Origin of the sequence: Aeromonas sp. OTU364, assembly GCF_038440395.1 — a bacterium.
In the GTDB taxonomy this organism is placed as follows: domain Bacteria; phylum Pseudomonadota; class Gammaproteobacteria; order Enterobacterales; family Aeromonadaceae; genus Aeromonas.
On the sequence record NZ_JASATR010000017.1, the window covers coordinates 56521 to 74010 of the forward strand.

The window sequence follows — 17490 nt, forward strand, 5'->3', positions numbered from 1 at the left end:
ATGGCGCTGCTCATCACCGACAAGTGCATCAACTGTGACATGTGCGATCCCGAGTGTCCGAACCAGGCCATCAGCCTGGGGGAGAAGATCTACGAGATAGATCCGGATCGCTGCACCGAGTGCGTCGGCCACTATGAGAAGCCCACCTGCATCAGCGTCTGCCCTATCGACTGCATTATCTGGGATCCTGCTCACGTGGAGACCGAAGAGCAGCTGATGGACAAGTTTGTGCTGATGCACAGGCAGTAAAATGTGCATCGGCGTCTGCACCTTGTGGACTGCATCATCTGGGATCCCGCTCATGTGGAAACCGAAGAGCAGCTGATGGACAAGTTTGTGCTGATGCACAGGCAGTAGTGCCTGACCAGCGGGTCATCCAGAAATAGAAAAAGCCGGGCATGCCCGGCTTTTTCTATTGCGCTACAGCCCACTCAGGGCTTGACCAGCGTCTGCAGCGCCTCAAGCTCGCGCTGGGCTTCCAGCAGCTCGGCCTGGGATGCCTCCAGCTTGGCCTGCTTCTTGGCGATCTTGTCCGGCTTGCCAGAGACCCGGGCGCTCTGCAGATCCGCCAGACGCTCCTCCACCTCTTGCTTCTGCTTGGCCACCTTTCGCTGCTGCTCCTCGAGGAGCCCGGCATCGGTGCAATGGGTCTCGATGTTGCGCAGGGCCTGCTCCAGGCCCGCCACCTGCTGCGCGTTATCGTGCGCCCGAGCGAAGCTCAACTGCTCGGTCACTGCCTGATGCCTGGCCTTGCAGCCGACGTTTTCACTGCCATAGGCCTGTCCGGCCAACAGCAATAATCCTATTCCGGCGATCTTCCACATAACGACCTCTTTGCTCTGTCATACTGGATGGCCGCCTATGAAACCTGACTCATACCCCGAGGTCAAGGCACAGGGAAAGGGCTACGACAGAGTTTGCACTGGGTCATGCCGCCGCCATGCCGGCGACGCTACAATGCCCCTTTCAACCCGGAGAGTCCCATGAAGCAACAGATCGTCATCATCGCCAACGGTGCCCCCTATGGCAGCGAAACCCTGTTCAATGCCCTGCGCCTGGGGATAGCCCTCAACGAGCAGGAAGACATCGACCTGAAACTCTTCCTGATGTCAGACGCGGTCAGCGCCGCCCTGGCGGGCCAATCCCCCGCCGAGGGTTACAACCTGCGCCAGATGCTGGAGATCCTGCTGGCACAGGGCACCCGGATCCGGCTGTGCAAGAGCTGCACGGACGCGCGGGGCATCACGGCCCTTCCCCTCATCGAGGGCATAGAGGTAGGCACCCTGCCCCTGCTGGCCCAGTGGACACTGGCGGCCGACAAGGTGCTGACCTTCTAGGGATCAGGGCTCGGCCCGGACCAGCGCAGGGCGTGAGGTCCGGGTACTCAGGCCATAGAGCATCAGGATCGCCAGGCAGAGCAGCGCCATGCAGCCATAGAGCCAGCTGCCCCCCCAGTTGGCCAGGATCCAGCCCCCCAGCAGGGCGCCGATGGCGATCCCGAGCCCGGACATGGAGGCCGCCCCGAAGTAGCTGCCCTTGAGGTGCTCCGGCGCCATCTGATCGACCAGCACATTGAGCAGCGGGAACAGGATGCACTCGCCGACGCTGAGCAGGATCACCGCCACTATCCAGTGCCACCAGATGGCGGTATCCCCAAGCGCGAACTGCAGCTGGGCGCTGAGGAAGAAGGCGACCCCGAGCTGCAGTCGGCGCTTGATAGACCAGTTGGCGGTCAGGTGCAGCAGCGGGAACTGCAGGATCACTATGGTCAGCGCATTGGTGCTCACCAGCCAGCCGATGAGGCGCTCCACCTCAGGGGTGCCCGCCCGGGTCAGGTACTGGATGAGCGGTGACTCGAACTGGGCATAGACCAGCATCAGCAACATGTTGGCCATCGTCAGCAGCAGGAAGCCCCTGTCCTGCCAGAGCACCCGCAGCACGGCGCGCATGCCCGGGCCGGCGGCATGGCTTGGCTGACAGGCGGCCAGTCGAAAACCGACGAAGAAGATGAAGCCGAGCAGCAGATAGCTGGCACTGAGCAGCAGGAAGGTCTCCTGCCGTGCGCTCAGGCCGTAGCTGACCCCGAGCAGGGGACCGATGGCCGCCCCCAGGTTGAGCAGAAAGTAACGCAGGTGCAGCGCCAGCTCGCGGGCCTTGGGCTCGGCCAGGCTGTCGGCCATCAGCGCCTTGCCAGGGGAATCGATGAGCCCGTAGGAGAGTCCGCTGCCGATCACCCCGAGAGCCAGCCAGATCACCTGATGGGAGAGGCCGAGCAGGGCGACGCTCAGGGCGGACACCAGGCAGCCGAACAGCAGTATGTTGCGCCGCCCCCACTTGTCCGACAGCCAGCCGCCATAGAAGCTGACCAGGGTGGAGAGAGCCGCCGTGGCCCCCAGGATGAGGCCGATCAGGGTCGCCGACAGCCCGTAGTCGCGATAGAGCAGGATGGAGAGAAAGGGCCAGACCATGAAGAAGGTGGTGCGCACCATGAAGGTGCCCAGGATGACGATCCAGACCAGAGGGGGAAACTGCCTGAGATAGGCCCATGACATGCTGCACTTCCTTTTGACAACGTGACGGCGAGTCGTCCCTTATAGCAATTGGCGCCAAAAGGAACAAGGCATCTTCTCTCTGGTCTCCACAGACAGACAGGCACAAAAAAGCCGACCCTGAGGTCGGCTCTTCACAGAACGGGTGCCTTATTCGGCAGCCGGCTCTTCGGCAACGGCCACGTCGGCAACCGGGGCGACGGCTTCGGTCGGTGCATTCGCTTCCTTGATGGAGAGACGCACGCGGCCTTGACGGTCCACTTCCAGTACCTTCACCTTCACCACGTCGCCGATCTTCAGGAAGTCGGCCACGTTCTGCACGCGGGCATCGGTGATCTGGGAGATGTGCACCAGACCGTCTTTACCCGGCAGTATGTTGACGAAGGCGCCGAAATCGGCCAGACGCACAACCTTGCCTTCATAGATGCGGTTCACTTCGATCTCGGCGGTGATAGCCTCGATGCGACGGATGGCTTCCATGGCGGCTTCGTTGGCAACGGCAGAGATGCGGACGGTGCCGTCATCATCCAACTCGATGTTGGTACCGGTCTCTTCGGTCAGGGCACGGATCACGGAACCGCCCTTGCCGATGACATCCTTGATCTTCTCAGGATTGATCTTGATGGTGTGGATGCGCGGGGCGAAATCGGAGATTTCGGCACGGGGAGCCTGGATGGCTTCGTCCATGACCTTCAGGATGTGCAGGCGAGCGCCACGAGCTTGCTTGAGGGCAATCTCCATGATCTCTTTGGTGATGCCTTCGATCTTGATGTCCATCTGCAGCGCGGTGATACCCTGGGTAGTACCGGCCACCTTGAAGTCCATGTCGCCCAGGTGATCTTCGTCACCCAGGATGTCGGACAGCACCACGAAACCTTCTTCTTCCTTCACCAGACCCATGGCGATACCGGCAACGGAGGCCTTGATCGGCACACCCGCGTCCATCAGCGCCAGGGAGGAACCACAGACGGAGGCCATGGAGGAGGAACCGTTGGATTCGGTGATTTCAGAGACCACGCGCACCACGTACGGGAACTCGGCGGCGCTCGGCATCACGGCAGCAACGCCGCGCTTGGCCAGACGACCGTGACCGATTTCACGACGCTTGGGGCTGCCCATCATGCCGGTCTCGCCGACGCAGTACGGCGGGAAGTTGTAGTGCAGCATGAAGCGGTCGGCACGGTGGCCAGACAGCTCGTCGATGTTCTGGGCGTCACGCTCGGTACCCAGGGTCGCAACCACGATGGCCTGAGTCTCGCCACGGGTGAACAGGGCGGAGCCGTGAGCGCGCGGCAGGATGCCGGTGCCGACGGACAGGGCGCGGATCATTTCCGGATCGCGACCATCGATGCGCGGCTCGCCACGGACCACACGGCCACGGACGATGCGGCTTTCCAGGCTGTGGAACTCTTCGCCGATCTTCTTGGCATCTTCTTCCACGCCGGAGGCGATGACCTGCTCGACCACGCGCGCCTTGATGGCACCGATGGCGGCGTAACGCACGGCCTTCTCGGTGATGCGGTAGGCTTCACCCAGTTCGGCGGTGGCCAGCTCGGCAACCTTGGCTTTCAGCGCTTCGTTGACGGCAGGCGGGGTCCAGTCCCAGGGCTGGGTACCCACGTCGGCGGCAAATTCGTTGATGGCGTTGATCACCACCTGCATCTGCTCGTGGCCATAGACCACGGCGCCCAGCATCACCTCTTCGGACAGGATGGCCGCTTCGGATTCCACCATCAGCACGGCGTTGGCGGTACCGGCAACCACCAGGTCCAGATCGCTCTGGGGCAGTTCGGTGGTGGTCGGGTTCAGCACGTACTGACCGTTCATGTAACCCACGCGGGCAGCAGCAATCGGGCCGCCGAACGGGATACCGGAGATAGCCAGGGCAGCAGAGGCACCGATCATGGCAACGATGTCGGGGGACACGGCCGGGTTCACGGACATGACGGTGGCAACCACCTGAACCTCATTGAGGAAGCCTTCCGGGAACAGCGGACGAATAGGACGGTCGATCAGGCGGGAGATGAGGGTCTCACCTTCGCTCGGACGGCCTTCACGACGGAAGAAACCACCCGGGATACGACCAGCAGCATAGGTACGCTCCTGGTAGTTGACGGTCAGCGGGAAGAAATCACGGCCGTGATCGGCCTCTTTCTTGCCGACGACGGTCACAAATACGCAGGTATCGTCCATGCTGACCATGACGGCCGCAGTGGCTTGACGGGCCATCACACCGGTTTCCAGGGTGACGGTGTGTTGACCGTACTGGAATGACTTTACAATAGGATTCACGTGAATTTCCTTTTTACAATTTGGCGCTTTAAATTCGCGTGCAAGTATACTTGATTCGCATCAAAAGGTAAGCGGTGGCACGCATTCTGTGAGGCAGGCAACGGTTTGCCGCGCGATAAAAATGATCCATAAAAAAGGGGAACCTCACGGTTCCCCTTTTTCGCGAAATCTGATGGTCGATTAACGACGCAGACCCAGCTTGGCGATCAGAGCAGCGTAACGCTGAACGTCTTTACGCTTCAGGTAGTCCAGCAGCTTGCGACGCTGGGAAACCATGCGCAGCAGACCGCGACGACCGTGGTGATCCTTGGCGTGCTCCTTGAAGTGACCTTGCAGATGGTTGATCTGGGCAGTCAGCAGGGCAACCTGCACTTCGGGGGAACCGGTGTCGTTGGCGCAACGAGCGTTGTCAGCAACGATGGAAGCTTTGATCTCAGCATTTAGAGACATGGTATTACTCCAGTAGAGTGTTTAAAGGTTCACAGCCAATCTCTAATTCAGCCGTGAAATGAGGGCGGTATCATAATCGCAGCCGCCCCTTTTCGCAACGATAAAGAGGAGCGAGCTGCACGCGCCCTGGCCGGTGAGCCAGGGCGATACCGCCAGAGGATCACTCCTCGTCGCGATCGTCGTGATAACGCACCAGCCGCTTGGGGGCGACCCGTCCTTCGTCGTCGATCTCGCCGACGCCGATGAACTCGCGCTCAGGACCCACCGTCATGCGGACCTGGCCGCTTTGCGGCGCACCCGCCACCTGCACGGCCTGGCCTTGGTTCACATAGGCGGCCACGGCCGTCAGCATGTTCACCTCGGGCAGGGACGCCACTGCGGTATCCATCGGCAGCAGCAGGGGATCCAGCTGCTCCCGCGGCGGAATGCTCTCGGCCTTGGCCTGCTCGAAGATGCACTCGAGCTGCTCCAGGGTCAGCATCCGATCATACGGATAGCTGGCCACCTGGGTGCGACGCAGTTGGGTGACGTGGGCGCCACAGCCCAGCACTTCGCCAAGATCGTCCACCAGAGAGCGGATGTAGGTGCCCTTGCTGCAGTGCACCTCGAGGCGCACCTCATCCCCTTCGAAACTCAGCAGTTTGAGCTCGAATACGGTGATGGGACGGGCTTCCCGCTCGATCTCGATGCCTTCACGGGCGTACTCGTAGAGCGGACGACCGTTGTGCTTGAGGGCGGAGTACATGGACGGCACCTGCATGATGGGGCCGCGGAACTGGTCCAGCGCCTCGATCAGGGTACCCACGGCCACGTTCACCGGACGGGTGGAGACCACCTCGCCGTCGGAGTCGCTGGTGTTGGTGCGCTCGCCCAGCTTGGCGGTCACCTCATAGCGCTTGTCCGCCTCCAGCAGATACTGGGAGAACTTGGTGGCCTCGCCCAGGCAGATCGGCAACATGCCGGTCGCCAGGGGATCCAGGGCGCCGGTGTGGCCGGCCTTGGCCGCGTTGTAGATCCGCTTGACCTTCTGCAACACATCGTTGGAAGTCAGACCGGTCGGCTTGTCCAGCAGCAGGATGCCGTGTACGTCACGGCCCTTGAAACGACGTCTTCGAGACATCTCAGGCTTTGTCCTCAGTAGTATCATCCGGTGCGGCTTCGTCTTCTTCACGACCGGCTTCGGTCATGCGACGCTTGTCTTCACGCACAGTGTTGGTCACCAGGTTGGAGAGGCGCATCCCCTCGACCAGGGTCTGGTCGTAGTAGAAACGCAGCTCCGGCACCACCCGCAGACGCATAGCGCTGCCAAGCAGGCTGCGAATGTAACCGGCCGCCTCGGTCAGGCCCTTGAGCCCTTCCGCGATGCGCTCGGCGTCATTCTCCAGCTGCAGGAAGGTGACGTAAATCTTGGCATAGTTGAGGTCCTTGGACACTTCCACGTCGGAGACGGTCACCATGCCGATGCGCGGGTCTTTCACCTCGCGCTGCAGGATCAGCGCGATTTCACGCTGGATCTGCTGCCCGACCCGACGGGTCCGGCTGAATTCTCTGGCCATATTCTATCCTGCGATAAAAGGGGGCCGCAGCCCCCTATTTGTTCTAACGCTCGGCTTACAGAGTCCGCTGAATTTCAATGGTCTCGTAAACTTCGATCTGGTCGCCTTCACGCACGTCGTTGTAGTTCTTGACCGCGATACCACACTCGTAACCGTTGCGGACCTCGTTGACGTCATCCTTGAAGCGACGCAGGGATTCCAGCTCGCCTTCATAGATAACCACGTTGTCACGCAGAACGCGAATACGGTTGGAACGCTTGACCACACCTTCGGTGACCATACAGCCGGCAACGGCGCCGAACTTCGGTGACTTGAAGACGCTACGGACTTCAGCCAGACCGATGATCTCCTGACGATACTCAGGGGCCAGCTTGCCGCTCATGGCTTGCTTCACTTCGTCGATCAGGTCATAGATGACGGAGTAGTAACGCAGATCCAGGCTCTCGGATTCGATGACCTTGCGCGCAGAAGCGTCGGCACGGACGTTGAAGCCCACCAGGATGGCGCTGGAAGCAGCCGCCAGGGTAGCGTCGGTTTCGGTGATACCACCGACCCCGGAACCCACGATCTTGACCTTGACTTCGTCGGTGGAGAGCTTGACCAGCGCATCGCAGATCGCTTCCACAGAACCCTGTACGTCGGCCTTGATCACCACGTTCACTTCGGACACTTCGCCCTCGGTCATGTTGGCGAACATGTTTTCCAGCTTGGCCTTCTGCTGGCGAGCCAGCTTGACTTCGCGGAACTTGCCCTGACGATAGAGTGCCACTTCACGGGCCTTCTTCTCGTCACGCACGACGGTGGCTTCGTCACCGGCAGAGGGAACACCGGACAGACCCAGGATTTCCACCGGCAGGGACGGACCCGCTTCCTTGATCTCGCGACCCAGTTCGTCACGCATGGCGCGAACACGGCCGTACTCGAGGCCACAGAGCACGATGTCACCCTGACGCAGGGTACCTTCTTGTACCAGTACGGTGGCAACCGGGCCACGACCCTTGTCCAGGAAGGATTCGATCACGACGCCGTTGGCCATGCCATCGACGACCGCTTTCAGCTCCAGCACTTCGGACTGGATCAGGATGGCTTCCAGCAGCTCGTCGATGCCTTCGCCGGATTTGGCGGAGACGTGGACGAACTGGCAATCGCCACCCCAGTCTTCGGACATGACGTTGTAACGGGCCAGCTCGGTCTTGACGCGATCCGGATCCGCTTCAGGCTTGTCGATCTTGTTGACCGCCACCACCAGGGGCACTTCTGCCGCCTTGGCGTGCTGGATGGCTTCGATGGTCTGCGGCATGACGCCGTCATCGGCAGCAACCACCAGAACCACGATGTCGGTCGCCTTGGCACCACGAGCACGCATGGAGGTAAACGCGGCGTGACCCGGGGTATCCAGGAAGGTGATCATGCCACTGTCGGTTTCGACGTGGTAGGCACCGATATGCTGGGTGATGCCACCGGCTTCGCCTGCGGCGACCTTGGCTTTACGGATGTAGTCCAGCAGCGAGGTCTTGCCGTGGTCGACGTGACCCATGATGGTCACGACCGGTGCACGCGGCTTGGCTTCGGAGGTCTCGTCACGATCGGACAGTACCGCCTCTTCCAGCTCGTTCTCGCGGCGCAGCACCACCTTGTGACCCATCTCCTCGGCGACCAGCTGAGCGGTCTCCTGATCGATCACCTGGTTGATGGTGGCCATGGCACCCATCTTCATCATCACCTTGATGACTTCGACGCCCTTGACGGCCATCTTGTTGGCCAGCTCGGCCACAGTGATGGTCTCGCCGATGACGACATCACGGTTCACCACGGCAGCCGGCTTGTTGAAGCCGTGCTTCATGGCGTTCGGCATGGCCATCTTGCCACGCTTGCCCTTGCGGGCGCGGGGGTTGCGGGAGTCACGGTCGTCTTCGCGGCGAGTGGCCTTTTTCGGGGCCTTGGCAGCGGCAGCCGTGCGACGGCTGGTCTCTTCCTTACGATCCAACTCATCTTCAGCCGCTTGCGCGTGCTTGTTGGTGGTCAGATGGTAATCGCTGCTCTCTTTGGCGCGAGCGGCCTCTTCCTCGGCCCAACGGGCCGCATTCTGTTCCGCCATGACACGAGCCTCTTCGGCTTTCTTCGCGGCGAGTTCTTCAGCTTTTTGCAAAGCTGTCTGTTCCTGTTGGCGCTTCAGTTCTTCTGCTTCGCGCTTGGCCATCTTTTCTGCCTCTTGCTGAGCTGTGCTAGCGGCTACTTTGGCGGGCTGTGGAGCCTGTCGAGCCTTTGATTGTGCCTCGATCCGCGCCTTTTCCTCAGCTTCACGACGAGCCTGCTCAGCCTCACGGCGAGCCTTCTCTTCAGCGTCGAGACGGGCCTTGTTTTCGGCCTCGTGACGAGCTTTTTCTTCTGCTTCCAAACGCGCTTTTTCCTCGGCTTCCGCCTGACGCTGTTCATCTTCCAGCGCCGAGCGTTTTACATAGGTGCGAGTCTTGCGCACTTCAACCTGCACTTCCTTGTTCTTGCCGCCAGTCCCTTGAACACTCAGGGTGCTCTTGGTCTTGCGCTGCAAAGTCATGCGGGCTGGTGCGGTGATCTCGTCACCTCCATGCTGTTTTTTCAAGTGAGCCAGCAGAGTCTGTTTCTCAGACTCGCTGACGAGGTCGTCGGCCTTGCTCTTGCTGATACCGGCATCGACAAACTGCTGGAGAAGACGATCAACCGGCGTGTCGATGTCAGTGGCAAGTTGTTTGACTGATACTTCTGCCATTCATTTTCCTCCGTTTGACCTTATTCAGACTGCTCTTCTCCGAACCAACAGATATTGCGAGCAGCCATAATCAGCTCACCGGCTTTCTCAGCGGTCAGCTCTTCAATGTCGGCAAGGTCGTCGATACCTTGCTCTGCCAAATCTTCCAGGGTGCCGACGCCGCGAGCGGCCAGGGCGTACGCCATGTCACGGCCAAGGCCGTTCAGATTGAGCAGTTCCTCGGAAGGCTCTACGCCGTCGAAGGATTCTTCTTTGGCCAGGGCCTTGGTGGTCAGGACATCCTTGGCACGCTTGCGCAGCTCTTCCACCATGTCTTCGTCCAGACCGTCGATGGCCAGCAGCTCATTGACGGGTACGAAGGCGATCTCTTCCAGAGTGGAGAAACCTTCTTCCATCAGCAGACCGGCGAAATCGTCGTCGATGTCCAGCGCTGTGGTGAACAGGGTCAGGATGCGGTCGTTCTCGGCCTGGTGCTTGGCACGCATGTCCTCGACGGTCATGACGTTCAGCTCCCAACCGGTCAGCTGGGAGGCCAGACGTACGTTCTGACCGTTGCGACCGATGGCCTGGGCCAGGTTGGCGGCTTCCACGGCGATGTCCATGGTGTGGTTGTCTTCATCGACGATGATGGAGGCCACATCGGCAGGCGCCATGGCATTGATCACGTATTGCGCAGGGTTGTCATCGTACAGCACGATGTCGGCACGCTCACCGCTCAGCTCGGCGGAGACCGCCTGAACACGGGCGCCGCGCATGCCGATACAGGCACCGATCGGGTCGATACGACGATCGTTGGTCTTGACCGCGATCTTGGCGCGGGAACCCGGATCACGGGCGGCGCCCATGATTTCGATCATCTCTTCGCCGATTTCCGGCACTTCGATGCGGAACAGCTCTTTCAGGAAGTCCGGGCTGGAGCGGCTGACGAACAGCTGGGAACCACGGGCTTCCGGGCGGACTGCATAGAGCAGGCCACGGATGCGGTCACCGGGACGGAAGGTCTCACGGGGCAGCATGTCGTCGCGGAAGATCACGGCCTCGGCATTGCTGCCCAGATCCAGGATGACGTTGTCGCGGTTGCTCTTCTTGACCACGCCGCTGATGATGGTGCCTTCCTTGTCCTTGAACTGGTCAACGACTTGGGAACGCTCGGCCTCGCGCACTTTCTGCACGATGACCTGCTTGGCGGTCTGGGTGGTGATGCGGTCGAAGGTGACAGAATCAATCTGGTCTTCAACATAGTCGCCGATCTGGATATCCGGCTGCTCGATCTGAGCGGCTTCGAGGGTGATTTCCCCGTACGGGTTCTCCATGGAAGCCTGATCGGCCACCACGACCCAACGGCGATAGGTGTCGTAGTCACCGGTCTTGCGATCGATCTCGACCCGAACTTCAATCTCGCCTTCGTATTTTTTCTTGGTCGCAGTCGCCAGCGCAGTCTCCAGAGCCTGGAAAATCTTCTCGCGGGGGACAGCCTTCTCGTTGGACACAGCGTCAACGACCAGCAAAATCTCTTTATTCATATCCGATAGCCTCGTTAACCAAAGTTCGGCACTATGTTCGCTTTTTGGATATTGGTGAAAGCCAACACCTCGTCCTTACCATCTACTGTCAGGGTGATCATGTCCCCCTGCACAGCTTTGATTACGCCTTTGAACTTGCGGCGGTTGTTTGTTGCCATCCGAAGCGAAACCGCCGCCTCCTGGCCAACGTATTTTTCGAACTGGGCAACCTTGAACAGCGGACGATCCAGGCCCGGGGAGGACACCTCGAGGTAATACTCCTCGGTGATGGGATCTTCGACGTCCATGATGGCGCCAACCTGGCGGCTCACCTCGGCACAGTCTTCCACCGTCACGCCTTGCTCCGAGTCGATGAAGACGCGCAAGGTCGAGTGCTTACCCGCACGGATAAACTCGACACCCCAAAGTTCAAAACCCAAGGCAACGACCGGAGCCTCGAGCAGATCGGTCAAACGTTGTTCCAACGTAGCCAAAGTCACCCTCCGAAAAACAAAAAAAGGGCATATAGCCCAGATAGAGATCGATTCAGAGTAAATCGCACATAACAAAAAGCCCCGATGTCAAATCGGGGCTTGGCGCTTTACCCTGATTGTCGCCTCGCAGCGACCGCCTTCCTGAGCGTAGGAAATGCGTGAAATTTGGTTGCGGGGGCCGGATTTGAACCGACGACCTTCGGGTTATGAGCCCGACGAGCTACCATGCTGCTCCACCCCGCGTCCGAAATCGTGCGAGATTATAGCCACTTCATTCTCATCACACAAGACTGACTGGCTATAACTTCCCGGTTACCCGGGTTCACTGCTTAATTGGTGCCGTGGGCGGGACTCGAACCCGCACACCCTAGAGCACTACCCCCTCAAGATAGCGTGTCTACCAATTCCACCACCACGGCAAAAACTCTTTACTCGGGAACGTCAGTGTCTTTCTTCACTGGCGCTTTGGTCTGCTCAACTTGCTGAGTCTGTTGCAGATTTTCCCATTCGCTACCCTGTTTTACCTTGTTGCTTGACATTGAGCCAAGCACCAGGCTGATCAAAAAGAACAGAGTGGCCAAAATTGCAGTTGTGCGGGTCAGGAAACTGCCTGAACCACCGGAGCCGAATACGGTATTCGATGCCCCTGCGCCGAAGGAGGCGCCCATATCAGCCCCTTTACCTTGCTGAATCATCACCAGACCGATCAGAGCCAGTGACACCAGCAGATAAACGACTAAAAGAATCTCGTACATTTAACTTGCACCCTTTGCCGCTTCAACAATTCCTAAAAACGCATCGCTGTCGAGGCTTGCTCCACCTATCAGTCCGCCATCAATATCGGGCTGTGCAAACAAATCTCTCGCGTTGGTCGGCGTCACGCTCCCACCATAGATGATTCTGACTTTCTCACCTATTACCGGAGTATCCTCCGCCAAGCGACCACGTATAAAGGAATGAACCTCTTGTGCCTGCTCGGGTGTGGCGCATTTACCTGTACCTACAGCCCAAATCGGCTCGTAGGCGATGATAGCATTATCGAAAGCCATCGCGCCATTTTTCTCTATGACGATATCCAGCTCTTCGGCGATCACCTCGAAGGTTCTTCTCGCCTGTCTCGCCGCACCTGACTCCCCCAGACAAAGGATGGGAATCAAACCTGCCGCTCTGACTGCCGCAAACTTCTCTGCGACGATAAAGCTGGTCTCACCAAAGATACGCCTGCGCTCGGAGTGACCGACCAGTACGTATCGGCACCCTGCCTCGACCAGCATCTCACACGAGACTTCACCCGTATAAGCGCCCTGTCTGTGCTGGCTCACATTCTGAGCCCCCAACCTTATCACCTTCTGCTCATCGAGCAGTCGTGCGGTAAAGTCGAGATGCACATGGGAAGTACAGAGAACAACATCTACATCATCACCAACACCCTTCAGGCATTGACTCGTAAACTGCTCTAACTGCGGCCTACTACCGTGTAACTTCCAGTTGGCGGCTACAAACGGCTTGCGATGTCCCATCGGCAACTCCCTTGCGAAAGCGGGGCTGATAATATCCAGAGGATGATCAGCTGACAAGTGCTATTTTCAAATTTTCGAATTGTTTGAACAAGATACAACCAGGGCGATTAAAAAATCGCCCTGGTTGCTCATTAAAACGCCGATTCGACCTGTTGGGCGATGCGTTGTGCCATGTCACGCACCTGTTGCTCATGCTCCCCTTCCACCATGACCCGGATCAGGGGTTCGGTGCCGGATTTGCGCAGCAGGACACGGCCACGGCCGCCCAGTTCCTGTTCCACCTTGGCCACTTCCTGCTGCACGGCTTCGGCCGCCAGCGGATCCTTGCCCTCGGCAAAACGTACGTTCACCAGTACCTGGGGGAACTTGCTCATGCCGGAGCGCAGCTTGGCCAGCGGCATCTCCGCAGAGCACACCGCCGTCAGCACCTGCAGGGCGGCGACTATGCCATCCCCTGTGGTGGTCTGATCCAGGCAGATGATGTGACCCGAGTTCTCGCCACCGATGCGCCAGCCCTTCTCGTTCATCATCTCGAGCACGTAGCGGTCACCCACCTTGGCACGGGCAAACGGAATACCGAGCGTCTGCAATGCCAGCTCCAGGCCCATGTTGGCCATCAGGGTACCGACCACGCCGCCCTTGAGGCGGCCGTTGCGCAGGGCATCGCGGGCGATGATGTAGAGGATCTCGTCCCCGTCGATGATGTAGCCAGTGCTGTCTACCATCACCAGGCGATCGCCGTCACCGTCGAAGGCAACACCGAGATCGGCCTTGCACTCCAGCACCTTGGCGGCCAGCGCCTCTGGTGCGGTGGAGCCTACCCCATCGTTGATGTTGAGGCCATCCGGGCTGCAACCGATGGCAATCACCTCGGCGCCCAGCTCGCGGAACACCGAGGGGGCTATGTGATAGGTGGCGCCATGGCCGCAATCTACCACCATCTTCACCCCTTCCAGGCTCAGATGGGTGGGGAAGGTGCTCTTGCAGAACTCAATGTAACGGCCGGCGGCATCGTCGATGCGCTGCGCCTTGCCAAGTTCGGCGGACTCCACGCACTTGAGCTCGTGATCCAGTTCGGCCTCGATGGCCAGCTCCACCTCATCAGGCAGCTTGGTGCCGTCGGCGGAGAAGAACTTGATGCCGTTGTCGTAATAGGGGTTGTGGGAGGCGCTGATGACGATGCCGGCCTCGGCACGGAAGGTGCGAGTCAGGTAAGCCACCGCCGGCGTCGGCATGGGGCCCATCAGTATGGCCTTGAGGCCCGCAGCGGAGAGGCCCGCTTCCAGCGCCGATTCCAGCATGTAGCCGGAGATCCGGGTGTCCTTGCCTATCAGCACCTTCTTGGTACCTTTCTTGGAGAGCACCTTGCCGGCGGCCCAGCCCAGCTTCATCACGAAATCCGGGGTGATCGGGTATTCACCCACCTTGCCGCGCACACCGTCTGTGCCGAAGTACTTTCTGGTCATTGTCTGTTCTCGTTATTTTATTTGGATACGAAATCTTGTCCCGTCATGGTCATCCAGCCTACACGCAGCGCGTCCATGGTGGCTCGCACGTCGTGCACCCGGATGATCCTGGCGCCATGTTGCAACCCGATCAGGGCGCAGGCCAGGCTGCCGGCCAGCCGCTCATCAACGGGGCGGCCAAGCAGATTGCCTATCATAGACTTTCGCGACATCCCCACCAAGAGCGGCAGACCGTAATCCAGCAACTTCTGCTGCCCGGCCAGCAACTGATAGTTGTGTGCTACCGTCTTGCCAAAGCCGTAACCCGGATCCAGCAGCAGGTGCCGGCGCGGGATCCCGGCATCCAGACAAGCGGCTATTCGCTCGTCGAAGAAGGCCCTCACCTCCCCCAACAAGTCCTCATAATGAGGTTCCGCCTGCATGGTTCTCGGCTGCCCCTGCATGTGCATCAGGCACACGGGCACGTCAGCCTCTGCCGCGGCAGCCAGGGCGCCGGGCTCGAGCAGGGCCCGCACGTCATTGATGAGGTGGCCCCCTGCCGCGCAGCCCGCCCTCATCACGGCAGCCTTGGAGGTGTCGAGGGAAATCATCACATCCAGCTCCTGCACCATCCGCTCGACCACGGGGATGACCCTGTCCAGCTCCTCCTGCTCGCTCACGTCGGGGGCGCCGGGGCGGGTCGACTCGCCGCCGATGTCGATGAGGGTGGCCCCCTCCTCCATCATCTGGCGGGCATGGGTCAGGGCCAGTTCAAGCTGCTTGAAGCGGCCACCATCGGAGAAGGAGTCCGGCGTCACGTTGAGGATCCCCATGACGTGGGGACGCTCCAGGGAGAGGCTGCGCCCCTTGCTGATTAGTTGCATCTTTACATCTACCTGTCACAAGAAAATCTGGATATCCGCACAAAGAAAAACCCCGGGCAAGCCCGGGGTTTGGATCATGAAAGCTTATTTGGCCGGCACATCGTTCGCCTTGTCGATATCATTGCGCGGTGCGCTGTTGTCATCGGCCTGCGCCTTGACCTCGGGCTCGCTGCTCACGCTGGCGCCCCCTTGCGGGGTGTCACCGTGTTCATCGTGCCAGTTGCTGGGAGCACGTACCTCACGACGAGCCATCAGATCGTCGATCTGCTTGGCATCTATGGTCTCGTACTTCATCAAGGCATCCTTCATGGTGTGCAGCACATCCATGTTGTCCTGCAGGATCTGCTTGGCACGAGCATAGTTGCGATCGATGACCTGCTTGACCTCGGCATCGATGACGCGCGCGGTGTCGTCGGACATGTGCTTGGCCTTGGCCATGCTGCGGCCAAGGAAGACTTCACCGTCTTCTTCGGCATAGAGCATGGGGCCCAGACGCTCGGACATACCCCACTGGGTCACCATCTTGCGGGCGATGTCGGTGGCACGCTCGATGTCGTTGGAGGCACCGGTCGATACCTTCTCGGCACCGTAGATCAGCTCTTCCGCCAGACGACCGCCGTACAGGCTGGAGATCATCGATTCCAGATGCTGCTTGGAGTGGCTCCAGCGATCCTGCTCCGGCAGGTACATGGTCACCCCAAGGGCACGGCCACGGGGAATGATGGAGACCTTATAGACGGGGTCATGATCCGGCACGACCCGACCGATGATGGCATGACCGGCTTCATGATAAGCCGTCATCTCCTTCTCGGACTCCTTCATCACCATGGAGCGACGTTCCGCCCCCATCATGATCTTGTCCTTGGCCTTCTCGAACTCGTTCATGGACACCACGCGGCGGCTCTCACGGGCGGAGAACAGGGCGGCCTCGTTGACCAGGTTGGCGAGATCGGCACCGGAGAAACCGGGCGTACCACGGGCAATCAGCGCCGGATTGACGTCATCCGCCAACGGAACCTTGCGCATGTGCACCTTCAGGATCTGCTCGCGACCGCGGACATCCGGCAGACCGACCACGACCTGACGGTCGAAACGACCCGGGCGCAGCAGAGCGGGATCCAGCACGTCTGGACGGTTGGTCGCGGCGATGACGATGACGCCTTCATTGCCTTCGAAACCATCCATCTCGACCAGCATCTGGTTCAGGGTCTGCTCACGCTCATCGTGGCCACCACCCAGACCGGCGCCACGCTGGCGACCGACCGCGTCGATTTCATCGATGAAGATGATGCAGGGGGAGGACTTCTTGGCCTGCTCGAACATGTCGCGCACCCGGGAGGCACCGACACCCACGAACATCTCGACGAAGTCGGAACCCGAGATGGTGAAGAAGGGCACCTTGGCTTCACCCGCAATGGCCTTGGCCAGCAGGGTCTTACCTGTACCGGGCGGGCCGACCAGCAGCACGCCGGTGGGGATCTTGCCGCCCAGTTTCTGGAACTTGGTCGGATCGCGCAGATAGTCGACCAGCTCTTTGACCTCTTCCTTTGCCTCGTCACAACCCGCCACGTCGACGAAGGTGGTCTTGATCTGATCTTCACTCATCAGGCGAGCCTTGCTCTTGCCGAACGACATGGCACCCTTGCCACCGCCGCCCTGCATCTGACGCATGAAGAAGACCCAGACACCGATCAGCAACAGCATCGGGAACCAGGAGATGAAGATGGACGTGATCAGAGACGGCTCTTCCGGCTTCTCACCCATCACCTTCACGTTGTGGTTGAGCATGTCGTTGAGCAGTTGGGGATCCGGCGCAGGGATGATGGTGGTGAAACGTTCACCGGTGCGCTTGACGCCATTAATGACCTTGCCATCCATCCGCACTTCACGGATCTGCTCTTGGGTCACTTCTTTCACGAAGCTGGAATAGTCCAGCTGGCGACTGGTGGTATCGCTGGGGCTGAAGCTATTGAACACCGACATCAGCACGACGGCGATGACCAGCCACAGGATTAGGTTTTTCGCCATGTCACTCAAATCAATGACCTC

The 17490-nt window shown here is 59.8% G+C and carries 16 protein-coding genes and 2 tRNA genes; 2 read left to right on the forward strand and 16 right to left on the reverse strand.

All coding sequences use genetic code 11. The annotated features are described in order from the left end of the window. Window positions 1-249, forward strand: coding sequence for a YfhL family 4Fe-4S dicluster ferredoxin (locus AAHB08_RS16085; protein WP_005326658.1), 249 nt, complete (start codon window positions 1-3; stop codon window positions 247-249). 182 nt (window positions 250-431) lie between these two features. Here the strand turns inward: AAHB08_RS16085 and AAHB08_RS16095 are convergent, their stop codons facing one another. Next, window positions 432-824, reverse strand: a complete 393-nt coding sequence (locus AAHB08_RS16095; protein WP_342059488.1) for a DUF1090 domain-containing protein — start codon at window positions 822-824, stop codon at window positions 432-434. 159 nt (window positions 825-983) lie between these two features. On the opposite strand from AAHB08_RS16095, the gene AAHB08_RS16100 reads away from it, so the two are divergent. Next, window positions 984-1337 (forward strand): DsrE/DsrF/TusD sulfur relay family protein, encoded by a 354-nt coding sequence (locus AAHB08_RS16100; protein ID WP_265435509.1) that lies wholly within the window; start codon window positions 984-986, stop codon window positions 1335-1337. A gap of 3 nt (window positions 1338-1340) precedes the next feature. Here AAHB08_RS16100 and AAHB08_RS16105 read toward each other — a convergent pair whose 3' ends face one another. From AAHB08_RS16105 to ftsH, 15 genes are all read right to left on the reverse strand, one after another. Then, on the reverse strand, window positions 1341-2552 hold the full coding sequence (locus AAHB08_RS16105) for an MDR family MFS transporter (RefSeq protein WP_265435510.1): 1212 nt from the start codon (window positions 2550-2552) through the stop codon (window positions 1341-1343). Between the two features lie 147 nt (window positions 2553-2699). Further along, the gene (gene pnp, locus AAHB08_RS16110; RefSeq protein ID WP_139437353.1) at window positions 2700-4841 is read right to left on the reverse strand and encodes a polyribonucleotide nucleotidyltransferase; all 2142 of its coding nucleotides are present in this window, start codon (window positions 4839-4841) and stop codon (window positions 2700-2702) included. A gap of 180 nt (window positions 4842-5021) precedes the next feature. Continuing rightward, window positions 5022-5291, reverse strand: coding sequence for a 30S ribosomal protein S15 (gene rpsO, locus AAHB08_RS16115; RefSeq protein ID WP_005317514.1), 270 nt, complete (start codon window positions 5289-5291; stop codon window positions 5022-5024). 160 nt (window positions 5292-5451) lie between these two features. Next, window positions 5452-6411, reverse strand: coding sequence for a tRNA pseudouridine(55) synthase TruB (truB, locus tag AAHB08_RS16120; protein WP_042648796.1), 960 nt, complete (start codon window positions 6409-6411; stop codon window positions 5452-5454). 1 nt (window position 6412) lies between these two features. Continuing rightward, window positions 6413-6847 (reverse strand): 30S ribosome-binding factor RbfA, encoded by a 435-nt coding sequence (gene rbfA, locus AAHB08_RS16125; RefSeq protein WP_005326642.1) that lies wholly within the window; start codon window positions 6845-6847, stop codon window positions 6413-6415. A gap of 55 nt (window positions 6848-6902) precedes the next feature. Next, on the reverse strand, window positions 6903-9596 hold the full coding sequence (gene infB, locus AAHB08_RS16130; RefSeq protein WP_139437351.1) for a translation initiation factor IF-2: 2694 nt from the start codon (window positions 9594-9596) through the stop codon (window positions 6903-6905). A gap of 20 nt (window positions 9597-9616) precedes the next feature. Then, window positions 9617-11119 carry a transcription termination factor NusA gene (gene nusA / locus AAHB08_RS16135; RefSeq protein WP_042648795.1) on the reverse strand — a complete coding sequence of 501 codons (1503 nt, stop codon included), beginning with the start codon at window positions 11117-11119 and terminating at the stop codon, window positions 9617-9619. A gap of 14 nt (window positions 11120-11133) precedes the next feature. Further along, window positions 11134-11592, reverse strand: coding sequence for a ribosome maturation factor RimP (gene rimP, locus AAHB08_RS16140; protein ID WP_025326064.1), 459 nt, complete (start codon window positions 11590-11592; stop codon window positions 11134-11136). 166 nt (window positions 11593-11758) lie between these two features. Beyond that, a tRNA-Met gene (locus tag AAHB08_RS16145) sits at window positions 11759-11835 on the reverse strand. Between the two features lie 91 nt (window positions 11836-11926). After that, window positions 11927-12011 (reverse strand) — tRNA-Leu (locus AAHB08_RS16150). Window positions 12012-12020: 9 nt separating this feature from the next. Next, window positions 12021-12347 (reverse strand): preprotein translocase subunit SecG, encoded by a 327-nt coding sequence (secG, locus tag AAHB08_RS16155; RefSeq protein WP_025326063.1) that lies wholly within the window; start codon window positions 12345-12347, stop codon window positions 12021-12023. Further along, complete coding sequence (gene tpiA / locus AAHB08_RS16160; protein ID WP_342059489.1) at window positions 12348-13112, reverse strand: triose-phosphate isomerase; 765 nt, start codon at window positions 13110-13112, stop codon at window positions 12348-12350. Window positions 13113-13243: 131 nt separating this feature from the next. Then, entirely contained in the window at window positions 13244-14578 is a 1335-nt protein-coding gene (glmM, locus tag AAHB08_RS16165) for a phosphoglucosamine mutase (RefSeq protein WP_106887617.1), read from the reverse strand. Window positions 14579-14595: 17 nt separating this feature from the next. Beyond that, window positions 14596-15441, reverse strand: coding sequence for a dihydropteroate synthase (gene folP / locus AAHB08_RS16170; protein WP_342059490.1), 846 nt, complete (start codon window positions 15439-15441; stop codon window positions 14596-14598). 84 nt (window positions 15442-15525) lie between these two features. Next, window positions 15526-17478 carry an ATP-dependent zinc metalloprotease FtsH gene (gene ftsH / locus AAHB08_RS16175; RefSeq protein ID WP_202046530.1) on the reverse strand — a complete coding sequence of 651 codons (1953 nt, stop codon included), beginning with the start codon at window positions 17476-17478 and terminating at the stop codon, window positions 15526-15528. Window positions 17479-17490: the final 12 nt, after the last annotated feature.